Genomic DNA, 24,049 nt, shown 5'->3' with positions numbered 1-24,049 from the left:
GAAAAGGAGAGATTATATATGATGACATTATCTGCATTGAATCAATTTCTGAAGCAGCACACTACCGAAGAAACCCAGCATCTGAATGGTGTAAAGAAAGATTATTCACAATTTCCTGTTGCCAGAGGTAAGTTTGATACACCCTGTTACCGTTTTGATACGAACCTTGAAGATCTGCGTTCTTTATTTCTTTCAAAGAAAGTGCTTCCGAGTTATTACAACTTCGCTGTTGTAAAACAGGATCGTTTTGAAAACGTACCTCTGCATATCCATGAGTGGCTGGAGTTGAGTTATATTTATTCTGGTTCCTGCACAATGACGATAAATAAGACTACATTCAGGCTAAAAGCCGGGCAGATGGTTCTGATCAGCCAGAATGCACCTCATTCTGTCAAAAGATGTTCAGAAAATGATATTATCATCAATTTTCTGCTGACGCGCGAATATCTGAACGGTACTTTTTTTGAACGCCTGTCTCAGGATAATTACCTTACACACTTTTTCATTGAGGCTCTGAACACCACGATGCAGGAAAGCATGTATATTGTCTTTTCCCCGGAACAAAAACAAAACCGGCTGGCAGATCTTGCCAACCAGTTTCTCTGTGAATTTTATTCTCCGTCCGTAACATCCGGACCTTTTTTAGACAGTCTTTTTACGCTGATTACCTGCGAGATGATCAATCTGTTCCAGCACGGTATGGTTCTAGATCACGCCTCTGTGGATCAGATTTATACCATACTCCGATATATCGAAACAAACTTTGCGGACTGTACCCTTTCTTCTACAGCTGAGTTTTTTAATATGCACCCAAACTATCTCTCTGCCTACATACGCCAGCATACCGGAACCACTTACAAAGAGCTGGTCCAGACACACCGGCTCTCTCAGGCGGCAAAATTGTTAAGGAGCACCGCACTTTCCACAAATGATATCAGCCTTGCCGTCGGATATCAGAATACCAGCTTTTTCTTTCAGCTGTTCCGCAAGAAATACGGATGTACGCCTATGGAATATCGAAACATGCTTCATGCTTCTGATACGCCAAATATGTGATATGTACATTATTTGCCATATAGAAACTTTTCCGGTAAAGTTACTTTAAAATCTTTCGCCAAATCTCTGAAATTCTGAGGTGAGATTGTCTGTCTTTTATCCGGTCTCATGGACAGCATCTTTACAAGGATTTCCGCGGATTTCTCTACGGTGTGCATTAATCCGAATGTAAGATCAAAGTCTTCCCCTGAGCAGAACATGCCGTGATGCGCCCAGATTGCCACATCATATTCTTTCATCAGGGCACTTGTCGCCACTGCGATCTCACGGCCGCCCGGCACCATCCATCCTACTACACCGATTCCGGAAGGAAATACAACCGGGCACTCGGTCGCCATCTCCCAGAGTTCTCTAGTAAATACTTTATCCTCCAACGGCAGTACAAATGTCAGTGCGATCACATTCGTGGTATGTGCATGATAAACATTGGTAACGCCTTTTTTCACTTCATGGTTCATCAGGTGACTCGGCAGCTCACTGGTCGGTCTGCCTCCGTTTACCAGACCCCAAAGGATGCGGTAATTCTCTCCTTTTTCATCCAATTCGATGATATTTTGCATAGACTACCACTTCGAAGATGCAAAATTGTCACTATGTAGTTACACAGATGCTATCAGATTCACTAATAGCATCGCCTTACTTTATCGCCCTCTATTCCTGCTAATCGGAATTACGTCCCCAAAATACTTACTATCCTTCACCGCTACAAGTTCCACCTCAACACACTTCTGCTGCCATTCCTTACAAGCCTCTTCATACCTTTGCCTCTCCTCACGAACCATGAATAGCTCGGTATAAAACTCCGAAGCATTTGCATAGTCTGCATCCTGAAGCACATTTGAAAGCTCTGATTTCATCCTCCCTGCTTTTCTATCCAATACAGCAATCTGCTCCTGCAACTCTTTCTTTCACTTCTAATGCCAATGTGAGTGGACATATAGGTGTCCGTTTACGAACCCACCGCCGTATCCGGCGTGATAGCCCCCTGCAAGGGCGAAATACACAGAGTACAAAACGAAGTTTTGTGCGATGGGTGTATTTCGCTCTGCGAGGCTTAGCCCTCGCATAAATGCACGAGGGCTGGTTAAAAAATCTATCCTCAGCGCAAAAAGGAAAAAGCCACATACCTTCGCAAAGATACATGGCTTCAATTACGCTGATAACTGTATTTAATTGGCTACAATTCGTGCCGTATCCGGCACCACTTTTTTCTTCTAAAATTGAGGCTACAATTCCTTCCATAAATGATGCCATAACACTTCCATTTATAAATGTTTTGTAGCCTTCTGCTGTCATTCCCCGCAAAAACTGAAATCCAGCAACTCATTGATATCAGGATCCATCTGATACTTCTTCACATCCTCCTCTGTGTAATCCATATTCCCAGAAGCACCCTTATCGTCAGGCACAGGTTGTTCCTGTCCAACCGCCTGAATAGGCATTTCTGTATGCCCTGATGATTGCATAAGCGCTGAGTTCTTTGCGGTGGTGATATCATATCCAAGAAATCTTGCTTTATCTTGACTATGTGTTATCTTGGTCTTTTTTTCGGACATCTCAAGATGCAGAGTATCCTCGAGAAATACTCTGAATTTTTCCTTGATTTCAGATGCATCCTCAAATGAACCTATGGCTAGCTTGCATTGATTATCACGCAGATTGCAGACAGCAAAATACTAATCTGCCAATACATCACCGTAACATCTTCCCTTCGGTGCGGAGATGGTTAGCTCTAGCCTCTGACTTTCCTTCAAGCAGTTTAGCTTTCATCCTCATATAGTACCTTTCACCTCGACACTCAGTCGCAACTTGGAAGCTTTGTTGACTTGTGCCTTTACAAACGTGCTGTTGTCCCCTTTATGTTTCCATTCAAGGTTAGTTGTTGGCGATAAGACTGTGTTCTTCACACTTGATAATTTTTCTTATTGTTTTCTCAAAACAAAATCATAATGACCCACGTCGCTTGGGTGTCCACCCCAAACGCCTTACGGGCGCACAGAATCTACCATCGCCACTATCGCCTGATCATCATCCAATTCTCTTATAACTGCCGGAACCTCCGCAAGACCAGCCCAGCCGGCATCTGCCTTTCGTCTGTGTCCTGCAATCACTTCATAACCTTCTCCGTCAGGATTCGGTCTTACAAGCAAAGGTACAATCACACCCTCATCTTCAATACTTTTCATAAGGGCACACAGCTCTATGTCCTGCTGCACATGAAAAGGATGGTTCTTAAAGTCCTTTAACTCGCTTATTCTGATACTCTTTATCTCTTCCATTACAACCTCCGTTCTTCCGGTAGAATAACTTCTACTCAGTTACGTCAATGTTATCTGCAAACAGAAAAAGACCGCTCATCTCCAATTACTTGAAAATGAACGGTCTTTCACGCTTCGTATTCTATTGAATAACTTCAAAATATTAATTGTACTTTTATGTGTTTCCACACCCCACATCCAATACGACTGAGACATTCACACCGTCTGAAATTGCTTTTTTGTAGGTTTTTCTATCACTCTGTGAGAACATCATATGTCGCTCAAAGTGCCGGAAGTCGAGAAGTTTTACAAACTTCCCGACTCGCGGGCAGTCGTCGAATTCCGCATAAACACTGGCTTTACAGCCAGTTATTTCTTCGGAACTCTCCTCGTTGCCTTCGCGCAAATCAAGGATTCTTACATATCGACCCGATGTAGTGCAACCACGCACTCCACATGGCACGTCATCGGGAATTGGTCAACCCCTCGGACTTTCTTTACTTCATACCCCAGCTCCCCAAGCACCTTCACATCTCGTGCCAGCGTTGCGGAATCGCAGGATACATACACGATGCGGTCCGGCTGCATGCTGGCCATGGTGTGGAGGAGGTTTTCTTCGCAGCCTTTTCTCGGCGGATCGACGACGATGACGTCCGCGTGGGCGTGTTCGCCCGGGTGGTCTTTGGCGTACTGTTCGTAGTAGGCCGGAAGAATCTCTTCCGATTTTCCAACGAAAAATTCAGCGTTTTCGATCTCGTTAATTTTCGCATTGTTCTTCGCATCCGCGATTGCCTCCGGGACGATTTCGACACCGTAGACTTTTTTGGCTTTCTGCGCGAGGAACAGGGAAATCGTTCCGATGCCGCAGTAGAGATCCCAGACCGTCTCATTTCCGGTGAGGTCTGCGTATTCCAGGGCAAGACCGTACAGTTTTTCCGTCTGCGCCGGGTTGACCTGGTAGAAGGACAGCGGGGAGATCCGATATTTTACGGTTCCAATATAGTCGGTGATATACCCCTGTCCCCACAGGCAGCGGATTTCTTTTCCCATGATCACATTGGTCCGCTCACGGTTTACGCTTAGGGTAATGCTTGTCATGCCTTCGAGTTCTGTCAGCGATTTGATGAGTTTCTCCTCGGCCGGCAGTTTCTTTCCGTTCACAACGAGACAGACCATAATCTCTTTCGTCATAAATCCAAACCGGATCAGCACATGGCGCACCAGGCCTTTGCCGGTCTCCTCGTTGTATGCCGGAACGCCGTTCTCCTCCATCCAGGCAAGAATGCGGTTCAGAATCTCCTCGTTCTGCTCCACGCCGAGATAACAGTTCCGGTTTTCCATGATCTGATGCGTTCTTCCCGCATAAAATCCCGTAATCAGCTTTCCATTTCTATCCTGCCCGATCGGAAACTGGGCTTTGTTTCGATAGCGGAACGGATTTTCCATCCCCACGATCGGCTCCATCGGGATCTCCGCCATGCCGCCGATGCGCTGGAGATTTCCGGCGATTTTCTTCTCCTTAAAGCGAAGCTGCTCCGCATAGTCGAGCATCTGCAACTGGCATCCGCCGCACGGACGTGCAACCGGGCAGACCGGCTCGACGCGGTGCGCGGACGGCTCGATCAGGCGCATCAGGCGCGCGTAGCCGTAATTTTTCTTTGCTTTGATCACTTTTACCTCGGCAAGATCGCCGATGACGGTGTCCTTGACAAAGAGGGTATAGCCCTCGCATTTGCCTATACCCTCTCCGTCGTGTCCCATATCTTCAATTTTCACCGTCAGTACATCATTTTTCTGATAGTTCATGAAAAGTCTCCTGTTCTGCGGATGTTGGACTCAAAAAACCGGTTGTAGCCAAGCCACTCATTGCCGGCCGGCGCTGCGTCAAACAGCTCGGTCAGGGTTTCCATTTTGGCATCGGCATTGTCCGCCAGGTTCAGCGCTACCGCCTCTACCATTGCCGGTTTTTTCGGGGAACCGTATTCCAGCTCGCCGTGGTGCGCCAGAATGCAGTGCTTTAACTGATTCTCGAGTTCCTGTGGGAAACCGTCGATCTTCTGCGCCGCATCGTGTACCATCTCCGCACCGATCATGATGTGGCCGAGCAGCTGTCCGTCATTGGTGTAATCGTTCTGCGGGAATAAGGAGAGTTCTTTCGTCTTTCCGATATCGTGCAGAATTGCTGCCGTAATCAGCAGATCGCGGTTCAGAATCGGATACGATTTTACCATAAAATCGCAGAAACGGGTGACACTTAACGTATGCTCTAAAAGGCCGCCGACGAATCCGTGATGCACGCTTTTTGCTGCAGAGCTCATGCGGAACCGTTTTGCGGTCTCCTGATCCTGGATAAAATAATACGTCAGCAGTTCGGAGAGATACTGATTTTTCACCGTTCCGATCCAGGAGAGCAGCTCCTGATACATCGTATTGATGTCGTAACGGCTCGTCGGCAGATAGTCCGCCGGATTATATTCGCCCTCTTCCGCTTTTCTTGCATTTTTAATGGAAACCTGAAGTGCTCCATTGAAACTGGAAACATCTCCCATAATATCTACATAATCCAGTGCTTCAAATTCACGGATTCCCATAGAATTCGGATCCCAGATTTTCGCATCGATCGTACCGGTTTTATCCTGTAAGATCACGTTTTCGTACTGTTTTCCGTTTTTGGTAACAGCCGACTGTTTATGTTTGCAGAGATAAATTCCGGAAATGCGGTTTCCTTCCCGGAGTTCGTTGATATACTTCATAAAAATAAATCCTCTTTTTCTAAAATAAATGCGGACACAGTGTTCCGTTTTTGTTTCTATGATGCCGTTTTTATGATGCAAAGCCTGTGCTCCTGCATGCCTTACCAATTCTACCAGATTTTCCTGCAGAATGCACGTATTTTTTCATCCGCCAGTGGAAAACCATTCGAAAAGAAAAGCTTCCGGAAGCCCCACCGGCTAAAACCGGCTTTTTCTGCTCCCGAAAGCCTCTGTTTTTTATACTTCCCCCATCGTCACATCAAACGTCATCTCCGCATACCCTTCGGCGCCTTTCCGCATCGCCGTCACGGTAACCACGTCTCCTGTGCTGTATTTGCCAAGCTGTTCATGGTACTGTTTGATCGTCTCAACCTTGTGCTCTCCGAGCTTTACAATCACATCGTACTCTTTCATGCCCGCCATCATCGCCGGAGAATCGTCTGCGACGCGGCTGATGAGAACGCCTTTTGGAATGCCGGTTTTATCGGAAAGTTCTTCTGTGACATCCTGTCCGCGGATGCCGATATACGCGCGGCTCACGTTGTTGGAAAGATTTTCGATCAGCTTTTTGATCTGGGAAATCGCAATGCCCGTCACCACGTTGTTTCCCTTGGCACTGTAACTCTGCGCAATAATGCCGACGATTTCGCCGTCAAGATTTACCAGAATGCCGCTGCCGTCCGTGCTGCCGAGGATGTCGGTGGTCAGCAGATTGTACTCATTGTCCAACGCGGAAATCTTGTTCGTAACCGAAGTCACCACACCGTACGCAATCGAATCGCTGTAGCCGACCGGGCTTCCGACAGCCACGACCGGGTCACCCTGGCTGACGAGATACGAACTGCCGAGCGGCGCAACCGCAAGACCGTCCCGTGTTTCCTCATCCAGCTTCGATTCATCCACCTTCACAATCGTAAGGCCAGTGCTCGGATCGTGGCGCTGGTATGTGGCATCCACCATCGTCTCGTCCCAGAAGGTGACCTGAATCCGCTCCACATTTTCCACGATGCGGTATTCCGTCAGAATAAAGAGATCCTGCCCGTTGTCCGCAACAATCAGACCGGAAATCTGCTGCTGGTTTTCATAGTTCTGGTTAAAATAGTCCATCTGATTGGTAATGCCGATGACGGTAACCAGCGCTCGTTTTGGTTTTTCCGTTACTTCCAGCATATCCTGGTAGAGCGCTTCATAATTTTTCAGGCTGCTGTCCTTTTCCTCCGCATCCGTTTCCCCATCGACACTGGAAACCTCGCTGCCCTCCTCCGGCTCTTCGGAAGTGCTGCTTTCCGTTCCCTCTGTGCTTTCGGAAACCGTACTTTCGGATACACTGCTTTCTGAAGTACTGCTATCCACTGTAGAACTGCTGATTTCCGAACCGGAGCCGCTGCTGTCTACCGACGCACTCGCCGAAGATGCGGTAATTGTCTCATCCGGCTCCTGTCCGCTGTTTGGATCCTCATCTCCCGGGATATCCACTTTCGCCGGCAGCTCTTCCCTGGTAACTGCTTCTGCAATCTTTGGCTCTGTCACCGCAAATACCGCGGCCGCAACCAGACCGCCAAGCGCCGCAAGTGTCAGCCATCCGGCAATCAGAAGAACAATCTTTTTCCAGTCGGGCGGCTGCTTTTTGATGCTCTCTTTCATGAATTTGTAAGGTTTTGGGTCATTTTCCATACATTTCTTTCTCCATACATCTGTATTCCATACCGAACTGCTCTGCGCATATGCGCTTCCGCAATCTTCACATATATAAAAAACTTTACCAGATAGATATGAACATTTTATGAAGACTGTTACATTTTTTTCTCATTTGCGCAACATCCTGCATTTTCTCGTTCTTGGGGTTTCTTTCTTTTCTTTTTTAAGGTATAATTGGGAGAGTGGAAAAACCTGTGACCCACATTCCACTTCCGGTCTGTACTTCCCGTGCAGATATATGATCAGATCGCTACTGTTCACTCAGCAGTGAAACACTTGCTGTTTCGCTGCGTAAGAAAGTGATTCAGGTGTGAGCAGCCCTCCTTTTGCGAAGCAAAACTTTAAATGAGGGCTGCGAATGTTACAGTTCGCAGGGTACCTGTGAACTGTAACATCAGATCCGTGCGGTATTGCATCAAAAATACCGCGTTATCTGTAGACAATGACTGAATTATGAATTACGAAAAGGTAAGTATTATGAATCAGAAAGCATTAAAAACGCTCGAATACGACAAAATTATCGAACAGCTGGCTTCGTATGCCAGTTCTCCGCTGGGCCGGAAGAAATGTCTGGAACTCGTTCCTTCCTCTTCCCTCTCCCAGATTACGCGGATGCAGCACGAGACACACGACGCGCTCACCCGGCTCTTTAAAAAAGGCCACATTTCCTTTGGTGATGCCAAAGATATCCGCGGCGCATTAAAGCGTCTCGAAATCGGCAGCTCCATGAACATCACGGAGCTTCTGCAGACCGCCGCACTTCTGGAAAACACGGCACGCGTCAAAGCGTACGGCCGCCGCGAAAATGCGGACCAGACGCCGGACAGCCTCGAAGATCTCTTCGAAACACTGGAGCCTCTGACGCTGCTTTCCACGGAAATCCGCCGCTGTATTCTCTCCGAGGATGAAATCAGCGATGATGCAAGCCCGAATCTACGCCGTATCCGTCGTTCCATCAAATCGTGTGAGGAAAAAATCCACAGCCAGTTAATCTCGCTCGTCAACGGTTCCTACCGCACGTATCTGCAGGATGCCGTCATCACGATGCGCGACGGCCGCTACTGTATCCCGATCAAATCCGAGTACAAAGGCCAGGTTCCTGGCATGGTACATGACCAGTCCTCGACCGGTTCCACCTTCTTTGTCGAGCCGATGGCCGTTGTCAAACTGAACAACGATATCCGTGAGCTGGAAATTGAAGAAGCAAAAGAAATCGAGGTCATCCTCTCTACGTTGAGTGCCCAGGCAGACCTGCACCGCGATGAGATCCGTTACGACCTCGAAAACATGGTAGAGCTTGACTTCATCTTCGCGCGCGCCGCTCTTGCAATGGAGCAGAACGCCAATGAGCCGATCTTCAACACCGAAGGTAAAATCCACCTGCGCAAGGCACGCCACCCGCTGATCAATGCGAAAAAAGTCGTTCCGATTGATCTGTCGCTCGGCGAAGATTTCGACCTTCTGATCGTCACAGGACCGAATACCGGCGGTAAAACGGTTTCCTTAAAGACGGTCGGACTCTTAACACTGATGGGCCAGTCCGGACTTCACATTCCGGCACTCGACCGCTCCTCCCTTTCCGTTTTCGACGAGGTTTACGCCGATATCGGTGATGAGCAGAGCATCGAGCAGTCGTTGAGTACCTTCTCCTCCCACATGACGAATGTGGTTTCCTTCCTCGACAAGGCAGACCGCAATTCCCTCGTCCTGTTCGATGAGCTCGGCGCCGGTACCGACCCGACAGAGGGCGCGGCGCTTGCCATCGCGATCCTCTCTACGCTCCACGAGCGCGGCATCCGCACCATGGCAACGACACACTACAGTGAACTGAAAATCTATGCCTTATCCACACCGGGCGTGGAGAATGCCTGCTGTGAATTCGATGTCGAGACTTTAAGCCCGACATACCGCCTGCTCGTCGGCGTTCCTGGAAAGAGTAATGCGTTTGCGATTTCCAGCAAACTCGGCCTGCCGGACTACATCATCAACAAGGCAAAAGACGAAATCAGCGAGCAGGATGAATCGTTTGAAGACGTTCTGACCACTCTCGAGCAGAACCGGATCACGCTGGAACGCGAAAAAGAAGAGCTTGCCCGCACCCGCGCGGAAGTCGAATCCCTGAAGCAGAGCCTTGCCAAGAATCAGGAACAGATCGACGCAAGAAAAGAAAAGATGATCTCCGATGCAACCGAGGAGGCACAGAGAATTCTCCGCGAGGCGAAGGAATACGCCGACCAGACGATGCGCGATTTCCAGAAATTTGGAAAAGAGAATGTTTCCGTCCGCGAAATGGAGCAGAAACGTACCGCTCTGCGTGAAAAAATGAACAAGCTCGATAAGAAAAAGGCGAAGGAAGTGCCGAAGCGCACCGGAAATCTCCGCCCGCAGGATCTTCATCTCGGCGATGCCGTCAAAGTCTTAAGCATGAATCTCAAAGGTACTGTCAGCACCCGCCCGGATTCGAAGGGAAATCTCTTCGTCCAGATGGGTATCATGCGGACCAAAGTGCATATCTCCGACCTTGTGCTGATCGACGAGGCTGTCATCACCGGCCCGTCCATCTCCCGCACAAGCAGCGGAAAATCGAAGCTTTCCAAGGCTGCCACGATTTCTACCGAGATCAATCTGCTCGGAACAACGGTGGATGAAGCGGTTGCCGAACTCGACAAATATCTCGATGACGCTTATCTCTCCCATCTGCCGAGTGTCCGCGTTGTCCACGGAAAAGGAACGGGCGCACTGCGGAAAGGCATTCACAATTATCTGCGTCGCCAGAAACACGTAGCGGACTTCCATTTAGCGGAATTTGGCGAGGGCGATGCCGGCGTTACGATTGTTACGTTTAAGAAATAAAAACTCAGGAAAATATGGGACGGAACGCATACTGTATGCGGTTCCGTCCTGTCCCCAGTGAAGGAGAATCTTTTATGGCTTCCAAACAGAAAATTCTGATCGTCGATGACGATAACAATATCGCAGAACTGATTTCTCTCTATCTGACCAAGGAATGCTATGACACAAAAATTGTAAACGATGGAGAAGAGGCTGTCCGGGAGTTTCACTCCTTCCAGCCGAACCTGATTCTGCTCGACCTGATGCTGCCCGGCATGGACGGCTACCAGGTCTGCCGCGAAATCCGGCACGATTCCGATGTTCCGATCATCATGCTCTCGGCAAAGGGCGAGGTGTTCGACAAAGTCCTCGGCCTGGAACTCGGCGCGGATGACTACATCATCAAACCATTTGATTCCAAGGAGCTCGTTGCCCGTGTGAAAGCAGTGCTGCGGAGATTTCAGCCATCACGCACGATGCCGGTGTCCGCGACCGCAGGAAAATGTGTCGAGTACCCGGATCTTATCATCAACCAGACGAACTATTCCGTCATTTACCAGGGCCGCACCGTCGATATGCCGCCGAAGGAACTGGAGCTTCTCTACTTCCTTGCTTCCTCACCAAACCAGGTCTTTACGCGAGAACAGCTCCTCGACCATATCTGGGGCTATGAGTACATCGGCGATACCCGCACGGTAGACGTTCATATCAAACGTCTCCGCGAAAAAATCAAGGACCATGCCTCCTGGGCCATCACGACGGTCTGGGGCATCGGTTACAAGTTTGAGGTTAAAAAATAATGCGACGCACGCTTTACCGGAAATTAATTCTCATTTATGTCATTCTCGCCATTGCCGGCTTTACGCTGATCTCAACGGTCGGCTCCCGCATGGTGGAGGACAGTCTGGTCTCCAGCGCGAGCACCAGTCTGTACCGGGAGGCCACGCAGATCGCTTCCAAACAGGGCGACCTTTATTACCACAGTGAGCGTTCCCTGACGGATCTTTACAATTCGCTCAGTGCACTGGCTTCCTATCACAATTCCCAGATCTGGCTCATCAGCGCAGACGGGGAAATTCTGCTGAACACGGCAGCTGCACTCGATGAGGAAAACCCGGAGATCATCGACGGTTTTGATCCGGTTGCGCTCGGCAGCGAGTATTACAGCACGGGAACGTTTTTCGGCTATTTCGAAGACAAGATGCTGAGCGTCATGGTTCCCGTCACCTCCGATTTCCGGATCAATGGCTATGTCGCCATCCACCTTCCGCTGCAGGACGTCTATCAGCAGAGGGAAAGTCTGCTGGCACGGATTGATTTTCTGTTCCTGCTCGTGTTCGGACTCTCGTTTGTGATTCTGATCTTTTTCTCCCTCGTCGTGTACCGGCCGCTGAAAAAGATCATCAACGGTGCAAAGGAGTATGCCTCCGGCAACCTGACCCACAAAATTGATGTTAAATCTCACGATGAGATGGGGTATCTCGCTTCCACGCTGAACTACATGTCCGGCGAGCTGAACAAGACCGGCGAATACCAGCGGAAATTTGTGGCGAACGTCTCTCACGACTTCCGCTCACCGCTGACCTCGATCAAAGGCTACGTGGAGGCAATCCTAGACGGAACGATTCCGCCGGAAATGCAGGAAAAATATCTGAAAATCGTTCTGTTTGAGACAGAACGGCTGCACAAGCTGACGCAGAGCCTGCTGACGCTGAACGACATCGACGATAAAGGGAATATGCTCGATCTGACCTCGTTTGACATCAACGCCGTCATCAAGGATACCGCCGCTTCGTTTGAGGGAACCTGCACAAAAAAACGGATTTCCATTTCACTAATCCTCGCATCGCGCACCTTATACGTCTGCGCCGATATGGGAAAAATCCAGCAGGTGCTGTACAATCTCATTGATAATGCAATCAAATTCAGCAACAACGATTCCACCATCACAGTTGAGACAACGGAGAAGCACGGTAAAGTCTTCGTCTCCGTCAAGGACACCGGCTGCGGCATTCCAAAGGCAAGCATCACGAAAATCTGGGAGCGCTTCTACAAGCTCGACGCCTCCCGCGGCAAGGACCGCAAAGGAACGGGACTTGGGCTTTCGATCGTCAAAGAGATCATCACTGCGCATAACCAGAATATCAATGTCATCAGTACAGAGGGCGTTGGTACCGAATTTATCTTTACACTCGCCAAAGGCGAAGCACCAAAATAAGCCCCTCCGCCGAGGGGCTTTTTTGCCAGACATATCAAACTAACTCTGGAGGTAATTTTCACTATGAACCCAAACACCATTGATTCCATCATCAAACAGCTCATTGCATCCCACACCACCATTTCCACCATGGAAAGCTGCACTTCCGGCCTGATCGCCTCCCTGATCACTGACACCGAAGGCGCCTCCGCCATTTTCCCCGGCGGCTACGTCACGTATCTGAACGAAACCAAAGTCCTCGTCGGCGTCGACCCTTCCGTCATCGAAATCCACGGCGTCTACTCCCCCGAATGCGCCGAAGCCATGGCCCGCACAGTACAAGAAAACCTGCACACCGCCATCGCCATCGGAATCACCGGCACAACCGGAAATCTCGACCCCAACAACGCTGACAGCGTACAGGGCGTCGTCTACTTCTGTATTTTATACAAAGCCCAAGCCCACACCTTCACCTTCCAGACCAACGTCTCCGGCATGACCCGCCACGAAATCAAACAGCTTTACGCCGAGCAGGTCTTCGCCGAATTGGAAATGATCTTAACTTCTTCCTTATAAAAAGAATGCAGCTTCGTCTACGATCACCAGAGTCCCGTCCGTCTACCTCCACTCATGCGTCCGCAAATGCCCCGCGAGCTGCATATGATCAAAGTTATTCTGCCGCAGTGCCTCGTACAGTACGATCGCCACGGAATTTGAAAGGTTCAGCGACCGAATATCATTAATCATCGGAATCCGCACCGCCGTCTCCTGATTATCGTACAGAATATCCTCCGGAATCCCCGCGCTTTCCTTTCCGAACATGATAAAGCAGTCCTCTTCATACTGCACATCCACATACGTCTGCGGCCCCTTCGTCGTCGCATAGTAAATCTTCGCCCCCGGATTTTTCTCCAGAAAATCCTCGTAACTCTCATACACTGTCACATCCAGCTTCGACCAGTAATCCAGCCCCGCGCGCCTGACCGCCTTGTCCGAAATATCAAACCCCAGCGGCTTAATCAGATGCAGCCTCGTCCCCGTCGCCACACACGTCCGTCCGATATTACCTGTATTTGCTGGAATCTCCGGCTCATGAAGAACAATATTCAAATGTGCCATTTTACCAATCACTCCTGTCGTATATTTAAGCCTTATCTGCCAACCCGGTACATCTCATCCATCTGCGGCTTATCCAGATACCGGACCTCTTCCCCGTTCCGGAGAATCCTCTCCTTCCCGGATGTCGTCCGCCCAATCACCGCCGATGGAATCCCTTCGAGTGCCATTTTCTGCACCAGCCCCTCGCCGTCCGCCGCCGCAATCAGCAGCGCCCCCGTCGAAAGCATCTGATACGGATTCACCCCGAAAAATTCACAGATCTCCACCGTCTCCTGCTGGATCGGAATCCTCTTCAGCGCCACATCAAGCCCGATACCCGCGCCGTCCGCCATCTCCCAGAGCGCCCCGAAAATCCCGCCCTCCGAGAGATCCTGCATCGCAGCCGCACCGTGCTCGATCGCAATCTCCGCCTCACGGCAGACAGAGTAATCCTCCGAAAAATCCGCCGCTCCATGGATAAATCCCGGAGAAAATCTCGTCAGAAGCTCATCCCTTCTTGTCTTTGCCAGATAAGACACCGCGCCAAGCGCAATCCCCTTCGTCACGACAAGATCCAAATCCGCTGTCACACACGACGGATCAAACAGCCCCGCACGCGTTGTCCCGCCTGCCGCCGTCACGGTAAGCACCGGATACAAAACCCCGTCCGTCACCTCCGTATGCCCGCCGATCACCGCAGTTCCATACCGCACACACGCACCGTCAACCGCCCGCATCAGCTCCTTTAAATCCTTTTCTTCCATCGCCTCCGGCAGCATCAGCGACACCAGCACTCCTTTTGCCGATGCCCCCGCCGCGGCCACACTGTTGCACACCCGGCAGACCGCGAGCACCGCGTCCTCCGGATCCTTCACCAGCACCGGCGCACACGAAAACACCTGCGTCTCCTTTTCTCCTGCAAATGCCGATACCCCACGTCCGACCGCCGGCCCTGCTGCGTCCTCTCTTTTCTGCCCCAGCATCTTAAACACCGAGCGCACCAGCACGCTCTGCTGTAATTTACCCTTTCGCATCCCTTGTCCTCCTCGAACTTCCTGTTTCAAACGAAAAAGCAGACGTCATGTTCTTACGCAACGAAACAGCAAGTGTTTCACTGCTAAGTGAACAGTAACCAGAAAACGCCTAGTCCTCATCGTCCTCCGTTTTCTCTGTATCGCTGCTGTCTTCCTTCTTCTCCGAAGAACTCGATGACGAACTGCTCTGGCTGTATTTCGCTGCAACTTCCTTTGCTTTTGCAAGATCATTTGCCGCAATCGCCGCCTGCATTTCCGCACGCGCCGCTGCATTGTCCGTCTTTGTTCCCACGGTATAGACATCCGATGTCATGCGGTAAGTGCTGGAATTCACCTGCTCCTTCGTCTCATTTCCATTGTCATTCACAATCTTCCACAGCCGCGCCGTCGAACCCTGATAGCCGTACGATGTCTGTTCAATTGTTCCAAACGATGCATTCGCATCTTCCGTCAGGCTCGGCGTCGGATCCTCCGTGTTTGTCGTCTCACTCTCATAGCGGACTGTGCGGTTCGGATCTCTCGTCTCATGGCCGTAGATGGCAAAATGCAGGGTGCTTCCGTCCGCGCTCGCCTCAATATAAATCGGCGCATCCGTATTGTTGATGAATTTCAGGTCTTTCAATCCCTCTGCAATCGCCGCATCCATCGACGGATCCACATAGTGGACAATCATGGAATGGCTGTACCGCTCCGTCACCTCAAGCTCTGCTTTTAAGACAGCAACATACAGCGTTGTGGAAACCTGGCAGATACCGCCGCCGTACGAATCGACGACCTTGCCCATCTCATACGATGCTGCAAGTGCATAACCATTTTCCGCATCAAACGGCACAACGACCGCCTCTACGGAAAATTCCTCGCCCGGCTGTACCAGCGCTCCGTTAATCTTCTCTGCGCCGACTGCGACATTCTGTTTTCTGCCGCTCGTACCGTTGCCATACTCCGTCGTACCCTCGCCGAGCAGATCCTTGACAAGTGCAAGCTGCTCCGGATTGCCGCCTGCCGGTGTTTCTTCTGTTACCAGTTCTACGCCGCCGATGCCGCCCCGCCAGCTTGTCGTCAGGTAATTGACAACCTTCGCCGTGGACTCGTCCACGTTGACGCTACATCCGGTCTGGCCCGGATTGACGATAAATTCGCCGTCTTCGCGGGTCAGCGTTGCATCTGTTGCCTCGCGGTTCAGCACGGCCGTGTTGTTTTCTACCGCCTGGCGCGCTGCCTCGCCATCGACTGTATATTTTAGGGAAAACGTCACCGTCTCTCCATTTTTGAGCCGGTTCTGTGTCAGGAACCGCTTCAGTACATTGCCTTCCTGCCCGATTGTGACGGCTTCTCTTGCCACCTCCGGGTTGGCGCAGGAAAGTCCGAGATCCCCTGCTGTCACCTGTGCATTCTGCTCTCCGGCAGACAGATTGATAACCGAGGGTTTTAACTGTTCAATTTTGTCGTTTACTGCCTGTGTGATCTGCTCTTCGGTCATACCGCTGACGGAAATGTCTTCTACATAGATTCCGTCCAGCGCTGTCCGGTCATCCGCTTTGACTGGTTCTGCCAGAAAGCAGAATGCGAATGCGATAAGCATCACCAGCAGGCCTCTCATTTTTCTGCTGTTTTTCATACTGTGCCTCTTCTTGATCCGTTTCCCATTTCAATCTGTCTTTTACAGAATCTCTTTACACCAGCCATAAAAGTGCTGGAAGAACCATACCAAGCACCATAACCACTGCAAGAATCAATGCCAGCATCTTTGCTGCATTTCTCTTCTTTGCCAGCGGATCTTTCTTCTTTTTCTGTGCCTCTGTCGGGGCTTTTCGATTGACTTTATTACTCATCGTTCCATCCTTTCTTTTTCTCTTCTATTTTTTCTCAGTTTTCTGTCGTTTTTCCATTCTTCCATGCGCCAGAATAATCTGATCAATCATGCGGGATGCACGGCTTTTTGTGAGTGCTCCCCACTCCGGTTCGAGATCCAGCTCATGGTACCGGATCAGATCCGCCAGATATTTTTTCTGTGCCTCCGTCGCCGGAACCTCACGTTTCATTTTGGCCTTCAGAGGCGCTGCGGCAAACCATTCCGGGTGATCTTCCGAAAATCCTTCTTCCAGTTTTCGGAACAGTGCCAGCGTTTCCAGCACATCGTCCATTGCACGGTGTGCGTGTTCCCGCGGGATCTGATAGTAGCCGCAGAGTGCTTCAAGGCTTCTGCTCTCCAGATCCGGGAGGGCTTTCCGTGCAATTTTCAACGTATCCCACGCTTCTTTTTCAAAGTCCAGACGGGCATTTATCGCTGCCTGCTTGATGAAGCTGTAATCGAACAGAATATTGTGCCCCAGAAGCGGCAGGCCGCCGCAGAAATCCAGAAAGCCGCGGACAGCAGTCTCCACATCGGGCGCATTCGCAATCATCTCATCCCGGATTCCGGTGAGTTCCGTGATCCGCTCCGGCACTTTTCTGCCCGGATTGACGAAAGTCTCATACGATGCCGTGACCTCTCCGCCCTGCACTTTTACTGCACCGATCTCCAGAATCTGGTCTTCCTTTACAGAAAGACCCGTTGTCTCAAGATCGAGCACTACAAAATCTTGTATTTTCATCTTTTATTACCTTTTCTAGTATCTCATGTTCTTTTGAAATGTCAAGCGTAAAAAAGCTCACTGCAGTCGATCATCTCCGCATTTCCCGTCAGCGGATCGCGCTTCTGATAATCAAACAGGAGTACCGTACGCGCCTTTTCCCCGTTTCCGAGCACATCGTAATCAAAAACTTCCACATGCGTCATGCGCTGCAGCTGCTTCCAATCGTATGTCGTATACGATGGCAGAAGCGTTCTCGTTTCGGCTTCTTTCTGATAAAAGTCACGCGACTCGTTTTTCCATTCGGACGGATCTTTTGCAAAGCGCGGCCGTGTCTTCATATTTTCACGCGCATACAGATCGAGCACCATCATCTGACGGAAGAATGCTTCGTCCTGCTGTTTTTCGTCCTGCAAAAACCCGAGCAGAATTTCATACCGCTGAATCCGGTTATGTGCCGCCTCACTGTAGCCCTTTGCCCGGTAGAAATCGCCGAGCTCCTGAAAGAAATCGAACGGGTTCTCATACAGACGCTCGATCATCGGCAGTGTGTGGACGAACTGGCCGCTGTTGTAGTAGACTTCCACCATCTCCTCCACGTCTTTGAGCTTCAGCACATCGTCATACGGCAGCCATTTCGTGTACAGCACCTCATATGGTTCGCGCTCCTGATAATGACAGTCATATTCCTCGGTATGCTCATACATGAAAGAACCGCGCAGCACTTTCAAAAATCCCAGCTGTAACTGCTGCGGACGCAGTGCATAGACATCCGCAAACGAACGGCGGAAACTGTCATAATCCTCATACGGCAGGCCCGCGATCAGGTCGAGATGCTGATGGATGTTTCTTCCCTTCGCAATCCGGTTTACAATCTCTGTGACTCTTCCAAAATCCATCTTCCGGTGGATCGCCTCGATCGTCTGCGGATTCGTAGACTGAACGCCGATCTCAAGCTGTACCAGCCCCGGGCGCAGGGTATTTAAGAGTTCCAGTTCCTCCTCAGTAATCAGATCAGCGGCAATCTCAAAGTGGAAATTCGTCACGCCGTTGTCATGCTCCGCAATGAATTTCCAGATCGCCATTGCATGGTCTTTCTTGCAGTTGAACGTACGGTCCACAAATTTGACCTGCGGTACTTTCTGTTCCAGGAAAAAGGCGAGTTCCTTTTTGACCAGATCCAGATTTCGGAACCGAAGCCGCTTATCAATAGAAGAAAGACAGTAACTGCATGAAAACGGGCAACCGCGGCTTGACTCATAATAAATGATGCGGTTCTCGAATTTTTTCAGATTCGCATACGGAAAATCCACCTCGGACAGATCCATGACCGGACGCCACGGGTTGCTTTTGATGGCTCCTTCTGCATCACGGTATGTAATGCCGTGGATCTCTTCAAGCGTTTTCCCCTCCGTGCCGTTCTCCTGATTCTGGTAATACACTGCCAGTTCACGGAAGGTAATTTCGCCCTCACCCTTCATGATTCCGTCAAGGAACGGATACTGCTCCAGCATCTCCTCCGCGTGGTACGACACCTCCGGCCCGCCAAGCCAGATCTTCGTTTCCGGGCTGATTTTGTGATATTCTGTAATCAAATCTTCCACAATAGATATGTTCCAGATATAACACGACACACAGACGACATCCGCATGCGCCAGAAACAGACTCCGCAGCATGGAATCTTTTGACTGGTTGATCGTAAACTCACGGATCTCCGGGAACACACCGGCTTTCTCCGCGCTCGCCTGCAGCGTGTAAACTGCGAGATTGGAATGAATATATTTTGCGTTGACCGCAGTCAGAATCATTTTCATACTATTTTTACCATTTCTCCTTTGTTCCTCTCTGTACTCTCGGAGCCTTTCTGTGCTTGATTTTGAGAGATGATTTTTGCAGAAAGATTCCGAGAGTACATCTCTTTGCATACCCTTTATACTACCACATTCTCGAACGAAAATACACCGCCATTCCTCCAAAAGCACAATTTTTTCGAGATTTTCGATAAAACAGTTGCAATTTTCGCGAATCCATGTTATATTAACAAAGGTTTCCAACAGGAAATCAAAATGCCCAGATAGCTCAGTTGGTAGAGCAGAGGACTGAAAATCCTCGTGTCGCTGGTTCGATTCCGGCTCTGGGCATTTTTTGCTGCACAAAAGCAGGATTCACATTTTTTTGCCACAGCAAAATCCGGCAGAATCTCCTGTCTCCCTATCGAAAAAAAACTCTGCACCGCATCCCCGGAAATTCCCGGATGGATACGGTACAGAGTTTTTTTCGTCGCATAACTGCCCAAGAAAACATTTCGTTTTTACAGATTTTTGATTACCTCCCATGCTTCATCATCAAATTTTCTATCTCTGAAATAGTACTGTTTATCTTCTTCGGTAATCTTCCGAATGACTTTACACGGATTTCCTGCTGCAATCGACCAGTCCGGAATGTCCTTTGTTACAACACTTCCGCCGCCGATAACAACGTTATCTCCGATATGTACACCTGGTAAAATAACGGTATTTCCGCCAATCCAGACATTATCTCCGATGGTAACTTCAATGCCGTATTCATACGCACTGTTTCTTGCCGCCGGATGCACCGGATGACCTGCAGTATAGATGGCAACGTTCGGCGCCATCTGGCAGTTGTCTCCGATTTTTACCTTTGCCACATCGAGAATGGTGCAGTTATAATTTGCAAAGAAATTTTTTCCAACCTCAATATGAAAGCCATAGTCACAGTAAAATGGCGGATTGACAAATGCACCCTCGGATTTTCCAAACAGTTCTTTTACAATGGCTGCGATTCCGTCAAAATCCGAACGGTCGATGGTGTTCAGTTTCTGCGTCAGTCTTCTCGCATTCATCTGCTGCTCCATGACCTCTGCATCGGAAATGTACGGTAACTGTCTGTCTCTTCTCTCTACGTTTTTCATTATTCTGTATCCTCCCTGGTAATATTATTCACCCACTGATATTTTTTATAGTGTCTGTAAACGGCAGGAAGCTTAATCATTTCATCCAGATTCAGCAGGAAATAAACGACCATGACCGTTGTTCCGATCGTAATCGCCGCATAAAAGAGATTCAGGACAAAAGAAATCTGTGTGGCAAGCGAAACTGCAGACAGGGAATTCTGGTCCAGCGTACCGACCATTAACGCATCGGACGCACTTACCAGTGCATTCATCAGATTCTGTACAACCATCGGGATCAGCAGTGCAAGAAGTTTCCGGTAGAATTCTGGATCTTTTTTCTTGATTTCCCTCTGATTTTTCATTTCTTTTTCCTTTTTTCTGTTTTATTCCATACACGTATATGTTATAATCATATTATCTTAGGTTTTGCGTTTTTTCTACGACAATATTCCTTATTTTTTATAATAATTGTACTTTTTCACGGAGGTTTTTATGATAAATGACCCAATTACAAAAGTCATGCAGGACGCATCCGAGATCGTCCGCTACGATGAAGTCGGCATTCCGCTTTATATCCGGGAAGGACTGCTTTCTTCCTATCCAGATCACCGGGCGCTCTGCCACTGGCATGAGGATATCGAATGGGTACAGATCCGCTCCGGTCAGATGAACTACTATATCAATGGAAAAAGAGTCCTTTTAAACGCCGGGGAGGCGATTATCGTCAATTCCCGCCAGATGCACTACGGATATTCTGAAAACGGCCAGGAATGTGACTTTATCTGTATCCTGTGCCATCCGAAAATCCTCACCGCGAACAGCGTTCTGTACCAGTCTTATATTACGCCGGTTCTTTCGAATCCGGCTCTGGAATATCTTCATCTGAAGCCGGAAAATCCGGAAGATACTGAAGCGCTGCAGACCCTCCCGGAAATTCTCCGGCTGAAGAAGGAACAGCCGACCGCCTACGAAATCGAGGCTGCTGCTCTGCTTTCCCTTTTGTGGTGCCGTCTTTTGCGCACGCATCCGATGATGCCGGACGGCAACACCGCCGTCTCACAGGATCCAGATCTTCTGATCCAGCGCGATATGGTTTCCTATATTTACAGCCACTACAGTGAATCCATCAATCTGGAAGAGATCGCCGCCGCCGGAAAAGTCTGCCGCAATAAATGCTGTCAGATTTTCCGCCGCTATCTTTGCCAGAGCCCGATTGATTTTCTGAATCATTACCGTCTGGAAGTGAGCTGTCATCTGCTAAACACAACCAAAATGTCCATCGCGGAAATCTGTACCGCATGCGGTTTCAATCATCAGAGTTATTATTCCAAAATCTTTCTGCGTACTTACCATTGTACTCCGAGAGATTTCCGAAAACGCGCAGAAGTCCTGCCAACATAACCGGATTTTTTTCTGTACACGTTTTTTTGTTAAAAAAAAGGAAGAATTTTGCTAGACATTTTTCCGATCCCTGTTATAATAAAATCACAAAGGTGTTGCGCTAAACCTAACCAAAACACTATATTTTCCATTTATTTTACAAGGAGGATGACATGGTAAAAAAATTTGTCTACGGAACCCCATTTGAAACCGAAGCTGTCGTAAAAGAGATCCCCTCTTCCGAAGGAAACCCGGATTACGGTACCTTCTCCACCGAGAACGGCTTCTCCTTCACTACAAAGCTTGCTGACGAGGACATGGTATTCGGACTTGGCGAAGCCAACCGCGGCATCAACAAACGCGGTTTTCTTTACATCAGTGACTGCGCTGATGATCCAAACCACGTAGAGAGCAAAACCTCTCTGTATGCAGCACACAACTTCATCATCATCTCCGGCAAGACACACGTAGGATTCTTCTTCGATTATCCGGGCACCCTGCGTTTCGATATCGGCTACACGACTTCCGATACAATGACTGTTTCCTGCGAAAACGCAGATCTCTACGTTTACATGATCACCGGTGATTCCGATCTTGATATCGTAAAACAGTTCCGCGGCATCATCGGACGCAGCTACATTGCTCCGAAGTTTGCTTTCGGTTACGGTCAGAGCCGCTGGGGCTACAAAACAGAGGATGATTTCCGCACGGTAGTGAAAAAATACCGCGAAAACCATGTGCCGCTCGATATGGTTTACATGGATATTGACTACATGCAGGATTACAAGGACTTCACCGTAAATGAAGAACGTTTCCCGGATTTCGAGGGATTTGTACAGGATATGAAAAAAGAAAAGATCCATCTCGTTCCGATCATCGATGCCGGTGTGAAAGTCGAAGAGGGTTATGACATTTACGAAGAGGGCTGTGAAAAAGGCTACTTCTGCCGCCGTGAGGATGGCTCCTACTTCGAAGCTACTGTATGGCCAGGCTGGACTCATTTCCCGGATGTCTTAAATGCAGATGCCAGAAAATGGTTTGGCGACAAATACGATGTTCTCGTTTCCAAAGGAATCGATGCCTTCTGGAATGACATGAACGAGCCATCCATCTTCTATTCTCAGGAAGGCCTTGCTGATTTCAAAGAGACTGCAAAGAAATACGTGGAGGGTGACCCGGAAGTTCCGCACTACATGGTAGGTGGAAAGCTTCAGGCACTGGCAAACAACCATGAGGACTATAAACGCTTCTATCACAACGTAAACGGCGAACAGGTCCGCCATGACAAGGTACACAATCTGTTTGGCTACAACATGACCCGTTCTGCCGGTGAAGCTTTTGAACGAATTTCCCCGGATAAGCGAATCCTGATGTTCTCCCGTTCTTCCTACATCGGCATGCACCGTTACGGCGGAATCTGGACCGGAGACAACTGCTCGTGGTGGTCACACATCCTGCTGAACCTGAAGATGATGCCGTCCCTCAATATGTGCGGTTTCCTTTATACCGGAGCCGACCTCGGCGGATTCGGTGCAAATACCACAAGAGACCTGCTGCTCCGCTGGCTGGCACTTGGTGTTTTCACTCCTCTGATGAGAAACCATGCTGCACTCGGAACACGTGAGCAGGAACCTTACCAGTTTGAGCATATCGAGGACTTCCGCAACGTCATCGGCGTCCGCTACCGCCTCGTTCCGTATCTGTACAGCGAGTACATGAAGGCTGCTTTAAACGACGATATGTACTTCAAACCGCTTGCCTTCGTTTATCCGGACGACAAACTGGCAAGAAATACAGAAGATCAGTTGATGATCGGTAATGAGATCATGATCGCACCGGTTTACACCCAGAATGCCATCGGCCGTTACGTATATCTGCCGGAAGAAATGATGTTTGTAAAATTCCTCGGCAATGGAAACATGTTCCAGGAGGTTCTTCCAAAAGGTATCCACTATGTAGAAGTTACCCTGAATGAGGTTCCGCTCTTCATCCGCAAAGGCTGCGCAATCCCGGTTGCTGATTTTGCAGAATCCATACCGGATATCAAAGAGGAAAGCATCCGCATGGTCGGATACGAAGGCGCTTCCTACGAGCGTTATACCGATGACGGAGTTTCCCGTATCTGATACAGAAAACAGTTTTTGAATCATCTCCCCCTTTGCAGGAGCTTCCCGGAGCCATCAGGTTCCGGAAGCTCCTGCAGTTTTTTCACGCAAAAAGGCGGGAACCCTCTATGTTTCTCCGGGTTCCCGCCTT

Annotated in this window: 21 protein-coding genes, 1 tRNA gene and 1 pseudogene; 8 read left to right on the top strand and 15 right to left on the bottom strand. The window is 49.3% G+C overall.

What is annotated here, in order from left to right; genetic code table 11:
• The first annotated feature begins 18 nt into the window (after window positions 1-18).
• Window positions 19-1,056, top strand: a complete 1,038-nt coding sequence (locus DW769_RS08545; RefSeq protein ID WP_158554969.1) for an AraC family transcriptional regulator — start codon at window positions 19-21, stop codon at window positions 1,054-1,056.
• An 8-nt stretch (window positions 1,057-1,064) separates the two neighbouring features.
• On the opposite strand, the pseudogene rhaD reads toward DW769_RS08545, so the two are convergent.
• The 7 genes and pseudogenes from rhaD to DW769_RS08505 all read right to left on the bottom strand — a co-directional run.
• Window positions 1,065-1,607, bottom strand: a pseudogene (gene rhaD / locus DW769_RS08540) (rhamnulose-1-phosphate aldolase); the annotation flags it as partial.
• A gap of 90 nt (window positions 1,608-1,697) precedes the next feature.
• The gene (locus DW769_RS08535) at window positions 1,698-1,934 is read right to left on the bottom strand and encodes a hypothetical protein (protein WP_118700810.1); all 237 of its coding nucleotides are present in this window, start codon (window positions 1,932-1,934) and stop codon (window positions 1,698-1,700) included.
• Window positions 1,935-2,348: 414 nt separating this feature from the next.
• Window positions 2,349-2,612, bottom strand: coding sequence for a hypothetical protein (locus tag DW769_RS16860; RefSeq protein WP_055267519.1), 264 nt, complete (start codon window positions 2,610-2,612; stop codon window positions 2,349-2,351).
• Window positions 2,613-3,041: 429 nt separating this feature from the next.
• A complete protein-coding gene (locus DW769_RS08525) occupies window positions 3,042-3,335 on the bottom strand; it encodes a ParB N-terminal domain-containing protein (RefSeq protein ID WP_055267517.1) in 294 nt (97 codons plus the stop codon).
• A 396-nt stretch (window positions 3,336-3,731) separates the two neighbouring features.
• Entirely contained in the window at window positions 3,732-5,120 is a 1,389-nt protein-coding gene (rlmD, locus tag DW769_RS08515; RefSeq protein ID WP_117813813.1) for a 23S rRNA (uracil(1939)-C(5))-methyltransferase RlmD, read from the bottom strand.
• The gene (locus DW769_RS08510) at window positions 5,117-6,067 is read right to left on the bottom strand and encodes a 3'-5' exoribonuclease YhaM family protein (protein ID WP_055228015.1); all 951 of its coding nucleotides are present in this window, start codon (window positions 6,065-6,067) and stop codon (window positions 5,117-5,119) included. Before DW769_RS08510 ends, rlmD begins: the two co-directional genes overlap by 4 nt.
• A 237-nt stretch (window positions 6,068-6,304) precedes the next feature.
• Window positions 6,305-7,741: a S1C family serine protease gene (locus DW769_RS08505; RefSeq protein WP_118750251.1), complete on the bottom strand. Its 1,437-nt coding sequence runs from the start codon at window positions 7,739-7,741 to the stop codon at window positions 6,305-6,307.
• Window positions 7,742-8,242: 501 nt separating this feature from the next.
• On the opposite strand from DW769_RS08505, the gene DW769_RS08500 reads away from it, so the two are divergent.
• The 4 genes from DW769_RS08500 (at window position 8,243) to DW769_RS08485 (ending at window position 13,370) form a co-directional block, all read left to right on the top strand.
• The gene (locus DW769_RS08500; protein ID WP_118750250.1) at window positions 8,243-10,618 is read left to right on the top strand and encodes an endonuclease MutS2; all 2,376 of its coding nucleotides are present in this window, start codon (window positions 8,243-8,245) and stop codon (window positions 10,616-10,618) included.
• A gap of 74 nt (window positions 10,619-10,692) precedes the next feature.
• Window positions 10,693-11,397, top strand: a complete 705-nt coding sequence (locus DW769_RS08495; RefSeq protein WP_118750249.1) for a response regulator transcription factor — start codon at window positions 10,693-10,695, stop codon at window positions 11,395-11,397.
• The gene (locus tag DW769_RS08490; RefSeq protein WP_022461606.1) at window positions 11,397-12,815 is read left to right on the top strand and encodes a sensor histidine kinase; all 1,419 of its coding nucleotides are present in this window, start codon (window positions 11,397-11,399) and stop codon (window positions 12,813-12,815) included. Before DW769_RS08495 ends, DW769_RS08490 begins: the two co-directional genes overlap by 1 nt.
• Window positions 12,816-12,878: 63 nt before the next feature.
• Window positions 12,879-13,370: a CinA family protein gene (locus DW769_RS08485; protein WP_022461605.1), complete on the top strand. Its 492-nt coding sequence runs from the start codon at window positions 12,879-12,881 to the stop codon at window positions 13,368-13,370.
• Window positions 13,371-13,412: 42 nt separating this feature from the next.
• Here the strand turns inward: DW769_RS08485 and trmL are convergent, their stop codons facing one another.
• The 6 genes from trmL to DW769_RS08460 all read right to left on the bottom strand — a co-directional run bounded on the left by trmL (window position 13,413) and on the right by DW769_RS08460 (window position 19,313).
• Window positions 13,413-13,913, bottom strand: a complete 501-nt coding sequence (gene trmL / locus DW769_RS08480) for a tRNA (uridine(34)/cytosine(34)/5-carboxymethylaminomethyluridine(34)-2'-O)-methyltransferase TrmL (protein WP_117509323.1) — start codon at window positions 13,911-13,913, stop codon at window positions 13,413-13,415.
• Window positions 13,914-13,945: 32 nt separating this feature from the next.
• Window positions 13,946-14,926, bottom strand: coding sequence for an AIR synthase-related protein (locus DW769_RS08475; RefSeq protein WP_118666573.1), 981 nt, complete (start codon window positions 14,924-14,926; stop codon window positions 13,946-13,948).
• A 109-nt stretch (window positions 14,927-15,035) separates the two neighbouring features.
• On the bottom strand, window positions 15,036-16,544 hold the full coding sequence (locus DW769_RS08470) for a VanW family protein (RefSeq protein WP_118750248.1): 1,509 nt from the start codon (window positions 16,542-16,544) through the stop codon (window positions 15,036-15,038).
• A gap of 55 nt (window positions 16,545-16,599) precedes the next feature.
• Window positions 16,600-16,758: a hypothetical protein gene (locus DW769_RS16410; protein ID WP_156327578.1), complete on the bottom strand. Its 159-nt coding sequence runs from the start codon at window positions 16,756-16,758 to the stop codon at window positions 16,600-16,602.
• A 24-nt stretch (window positions 16,759-16,782) separates the two neighbouring features.
• Complete coding sequence (locus DW769_RS08465) at window positions 16,783-17,520, bottom strand: 3'-5' exonuclease (protein ID WP_118750247.1); 738 nt, start codon at window positions 17,518-17,520, stop codon at window positions 16,783-16,785.
• A gap of 41 nt (window positions 17,521-17,561) precedes the next feature.
• Window positions 17,562-19,313 carry a B12-binding domain-containing radical SAM protein gene (locus DW769_RS08460; RefSeq protein WP_118697658.1) on the bottom strand — a complete coding sequence of 584 codons (1,752 nt, stop codon included), beginning with the start codon at window positions 19,311-19,313 and terminating at the stop codon, window positions 17,562-17,564.
• A gap of 254 nt (window positions 19,314-19,567) precedes the next feature.
• Here DW769_RS08460 and DW769_RS08455 point away from each other — a divergent pair.
• Window positions 19,568-19,640 (top strand) — tRNA-Phe (locus DW769_RS08455).
• A gap of 170 nt (window positions 19,641-19,810) precedes the next feature.
• Here DW769_RS08455 and DW769_RS08450 read toward each other — a convergent pair.
• Both DW769_RS08450 and DW769_RS08445 read right to left on the bottom strand, forming a co-directional pair.
• The gene (locus DW769_RS08450; protein ID WP_022462409.1) at window positions 19,811-20,431 is read right to left on the bottom strand and encodes a sugar O-acetyltransferase; all 621 of its coding nucleotides are present in this window, start codon (window positions 20,429-20,431) and stop codon (window positions 19,811-19,813) included.
• Complete coding sequence (locus tag DW769_RS08445; protein ID WP_117509327.1) at window positions 20,431-20,775, bottom strand: MATE family efflux transporter; 345 nt, start codon at window positions 20,773-20,775, stop codon at window positions 20,431-20,433. Before DW769_RS08445 ends, DW769_RS08450 begins: the two co-directional genes overlap by 1 nt.
• 130 nt (window positions 20,776-20,905) lie before the next feature.
• On the opposite strand from DW769_RS08445, the gene DW769_RS08440 reads away from it, so the two are divergent.
• Together DW769_RS08440 and DW769_RS08435 are read left to right on the top strand one after the other, a co-directional pair.
• Window positions 20,906-21,814: an AraC family transcriptional regulator gene (locus DW769_RS08440; protein WP_118750246.1), complete on the top strand. Its 909-nt coding sequence runs from the start codon at window positions 20,906-20,908 to the stop codon at window positions 21,812-21,814.
• A 152-nt stretch (window positions 21,815-21,966) separates the two neighbouring features.
• The gene (locus DW769_RS08435; RefSeq protein WP_118750245.1) at window positions 21,967-23,919 is read left to right on the top strand and encodes a glycoside hydrolase family 31 protein; all 1,953 of its coding nucleotides are present in this window, start codon (window positions 21,967-21,969) and stop codon (window positions 23,917-23,919) included.
• Window positions 23,920-24,049 lie beyond the last annotated feature (130 nt).

The sequence above is a fragment of the Blautia sp. AM29-29 genome (genome assembly GCF_003480555.1).
Lineage (GTDB): Bacteria > Bacillota > Clostridia > Lachnospirales > Lachnospiraceae > Fusicatenibacter > Fusicatenibacter saccharivorans.
Note: the sequence above shows the minus strand (reverse complement) of the source record. Positions and strands in the feature narration are given on the sequence as shown.

What these genes read in the sequence shown, in the direction of transcription:
- DW769_RS08470 (WP_118750248.1), bottom strand. Translation starts at nt 16,544, where the DNA reads ATGAAAAACAGCAGAAAAATGAGAGGCCTGCTGGTGATGCTTATCGCA.
- DW769_RS08475 (WP_118666573.1), bottom strand. Translation starts at nt 14,926, where the DNA reads ATGCGAAAGGGTAAATTACAGCAGAGCGTGCTGGTGCGCTCGGTGTTT.
- trmL (WP_117509323.1), bottom strand. Translation starts at nt 13,913, where the DNA reads ATGGCACATTTGAATATTGTTCTTCATGAGCCGGAGATTCCAGCAAAT.
- DW769_RS08465 (WP_118750247.1), bottom strand. Translation starts at nt 17,520, where the DNA reads ATGAAAATACAAGATTTTGTAGTGCTCGATCTTGAGACAACGGGTCTT.
- DW769_RS08510 (WP_055228015.1), bottom strand. Translation starts at nt 6,067, where the DNA reads ATGAAGTATATCAACGAACTCCGGGAAGGAAACCGCATTTCCGGAATT.
- DW769_RS08460 (WP_118697658.1), bottom strand. Translation starts at nt 19,313, where the DNA reads ATGAAAATGATTCTGACTGCGGTCAACGCAAAATATATTCATTCCAAT.
- DW769_RS08525 (WP_055267517.1), bottom strand. Translation starts at nt 3,335, where the DNA reads ATGGAAGAGATAAAGAGTATCAGAATAAGCGAGTTAAAGGACTTTAAG.
- DW769_RS08545 (WP_158554969.1), top strand. Translation starts at nt 19, where the DNA reads ATGATGACATTATCTGCATTGAATCAATTTCTGAAGCAGCACACTACC.
- DW769_RS16860 (WP_055267519.1), bottom strand. Translation starts at nt 2,612, where the DNA reads ATGTCCGAAAAAAAGACCAAGATAACACATAGTCAAGATAAAGCAAGA.
- DW769_RS08500 (WP_118750250.1), top strand. Translation starts at nt 8,243, where the DNA reads ATGAATCAGAAAGCATTAAAAACGCTCGAATACGACAAAATTATCGAA.
- DW769_RS08445 (WP_117509327.1), bottom strand. Translation starts at nt 20,775, where the DNA reads ATGAAAAATCAGAGGGAAATCAAGAAAAAAGATCCAGAATTCTACCGG.
- DW769_RS08435 (WP_118750245.1), top strand. Translation starts at nt 21,967, where the DNA reads ATGGTAAAAAAATTTGTCTACGGAACCCCATTTGAAACCGAAGCTGTC.
- rlmD (WP_117813813.1), bottom strand. Translation starts at nt 5,120, where the DNA reads ATGAACTATCAGAAAAATGATGTACTGACGGTGAAAATTGAAGATATG.
- DW769_RS08495 (WP_118750249.1), top strand. Translation starts at nt 10,693, where the DNA reads ATGGCTTCCAAACAGAAAATTCTGATCGTCGATGACGATAACAATATC.
- DW769_RS16410 (WP_156327578.1), bottom strand. Translation starts at nt 16,758, where the DNA reads ATGAGTAATAAAGTCAATCGAAAAGCCCCGACAGAGGCACAGAAAAAG.
- DW769_RS08490 (WP_022461606.1), top strand. Translation starts at nt 11,397, where the DNA reads ATGCGACGCACGCTTTACCGGAAATTAATTCTCATTTATGTCATTCTC.
- DW769_RS08505 (WP_118750251.1), bottom strand. Translation starts at nt 7,741, where the DNA reads ATGGAAAATGACCCAAAACCTTACAAATTCATGAAAGAGAGCATCAAA.
- DW769_RS08485 (WP_022461605.1), top strand. Translation starts at nt 12,879, where the DNA reads ATGAACCCAAACACCATTGATTCCATCATCAAACAGCTCATTGCATCC.
- DW769_RS08450 (WP_022462409.1), bottom strand. Translation starts at nt 20,431, where the DNA reads ATGAAAAACGTAGAGAGAAGAGACAGACAGTTACCGTACATTTCCGAT.
- DW769_RS08440 (WP_118750246.1), top strand. Translation starts at nt 20,906, where the DNA reads ATGATAAATGACCCAATTACAAAAGTCATGCAGGACGCATCCGAGATC.